The 2,030-nt window shown below is 69.0% G+C and carries 2 protein-coding genes; one reads left to right on the top strand and one right to left on the bottom strand.

Translation table 11 applies throughout. From position 1 onward, the window contains the following. Positions 1-450: 450 nt before the first annotated feature. Complete coding sequence (locus tag ACIRFL_RS43765) at positions 451-1,056, top strand: hypothetical protein (RefSeq protein ID WP_404041332.1); 606 nt, start codon at positions 451-453, stop codon at positions 1,054-1,056. A 333-nt stretch (positions 1,057-1,389) separates the two neighbouring features. Here ACIRFL_RS43765 and ACIRFL_RS43770 read toward each other — a convergent pair whose 3' ends face one another. Beyond that, the gene (locus ACIRFL_RS43770; RefSeq protein ID WP_404041335.1) at positions 1,390-1,563 is read right to left on the bottom strand and encodes a hypothetical protein; all 174 of its coding nucleotides are present in this window, start codon (positions 1,561-1,563) and stop codon (positions 1,390-1,392) included. Between the last annotated feature and the right edge of the window lie 467 nt (positions 1,564-2,030).

A 2,030-nucleotide genomic window follows, 5' to 3' on the forward strand; every position in this document is an offset into this window, starting at 1 on the left:
GAGATCCTCGCCAAGGTCCGACTCGTCCAAACCAGCGTGAAGAAACTCGTCAATAACAACTCGAAGTAACTCAATCAGGGTCACGAGACACTAGGCTTCACCGGAGTCCGCCGCAGAAAGCCCGGAGCCATCACAGGGACGACCGTGCAATTCGGCCACCTTCGAGCTGGGCGACCACGATCAGGCTGCGGATGAGCTGATCAGGGCCTGCATGGGTGGCGGGCCCGACATTTTCGAAGAGGACGACCCCAAGTACCTCACGTTCCTGCGGACCCGCGCGGACCTGGACCACGCCGGCGGCAGCCACGAAGCACGCCTGTGAGCCGCGAAGTCCCTGACGGCCCTCCGCGTCGAGCTGTCAGGCTTGCGTGGTGAGATGTCCACATGACTGCTTGGTCTGTCGCCGGCCGGCTACCGGACGTTCCCACGCTGCGGAGTCTTTGCCAGTCGATGGCGATGCTGGATGCCATCTGCGAACCCGATGCACGCCGGCGTCACCATCACTTCGACGCCCACTGGTCCGCGCGGCAGGAACTGGCCTCGATGGAGAACGGGGGAGGAGACGAGTACTCCATTGTCTTCTCCGAAGCCGGTGTGTACATCCGGGGGTTCGACCACGAGTCGCCGATGAGTCCGTTCGATCAGGTGGGCGGTGAGCCCTGGCCCGGGGTGATCGACGATGTACCCGAGGTCTTCAGGTCTCTTGTCGAGGAGCCGGCGTTCGGGCTCGACGGGACACCGAAAGTGACCGCCTGCTTGTGGCGCGAGGCCGGCGACGAGCGATGGCGGGCAGGCGAAGTGGACTACGACGGAAGCGAATTCGTTCCGGACGGGGCCGAATGGCTCTTCGATCTCCTTGTCGTCGGCTCCCCCGAGAAATACCAGGACTGGGCCGAAGGCTACTTCGGGGTCCCGGTGGATCTCGCGGCAGTACGCCACGTCTATCGGCTGCGGCCGCTCACTCCGGCGGTGGTGTCTGCCGTGAACCCGGAGATGACGTTGGACCAGTTGGGCGACACCATCACGGCCATCGGGTATCCGCCGTACGGTGCATAGAGTGCGCTGCGCGCCCGCGCCCTGTCCCGGCCACCACCGAGCCCCCGGCCGGATTCGGGACGCCCGTGCTGCGGGGTGTGTTCCCGTCCGCTCGGTGGGTGCGCGGGGCGGTGGGTGCGCGGGGCGGTGGCACAGCCGGGTGCGGGAGCCGGCCCGCACAGCGATCAGCCCGGCCATCGACAGCCGCCCCGAGCGTGGCCTTTACCAGGCGGCGGCGCCCGTCGAAGTCCAGTTCCTCGATGTCCGCGCGGGCGGAGGTCTTGTACGGCATCCACCGCAGCGTCTTGTTCCGCAGGTGCACTCGGGGGGCGATCAACTGGTCGACGGTCCTCTTCACGCAGACCGGGTCTCGCAGCCCGCCATCGCCGCCGGCGGCCGTGCCTCACCGATCCGCTCGGCCGTCCTGCCGACCCCGATCCCGTGGTTGCCGAGCGAGCCGAAGAAGATGTCCGCCGCCGCCCGGCCGGTCAACGCCTTCCCGGCCGGCAGCAGCACGACACTGGGCACCGCTTCCCCCTGCCGCAGATGAAGGCGCGCGGGTTCGCAAATTCCAGGACGGCCAACGGCGGGATCCCGCGTGCCGAACGGCCTTGGGGGAAGTTGAGCGCGCAGGTTCGGCGGCCGACACCTTGGGAACAACGCGGGCCGGGCCGCTCTGTCGTCACCAGCCACCGGCCCACCAACGACGACCGCGCGTGGCAGGCGTGGGTCTGGGGGCACGACGTCGGCGCGTACGCCCTGCGCGCCGACCCGTCCTGACGCGGGGGCGGCCGGGGAGGTGTTCTCGACGGCCGGCAGGGCGGCGGGCACCCTGCCCTGGGGAGACCCGGCGCCCAGTGCATCGGCGCCTCGCCGGACGGCCGACCAGGACGGGTGCGGGTACTCAGGTTGAACTCGCGGAGTCCGGCGGTCTGATCGCGCCGTCGTCCATGGTCAGACCGGTGGGCGGGAGGCAGCCGTCGACCAGATGAGGC

The organism is Streptomyces sp. NPDC102462 (assembly GCF_044765425.1).
In the GTDB taxonomy this organism is placed as follows: domain Bacteria; phylum Actinomycetota; class Actinomycetes; order Streptomycetales; family Streptomycetaceae; genus Streptomyces.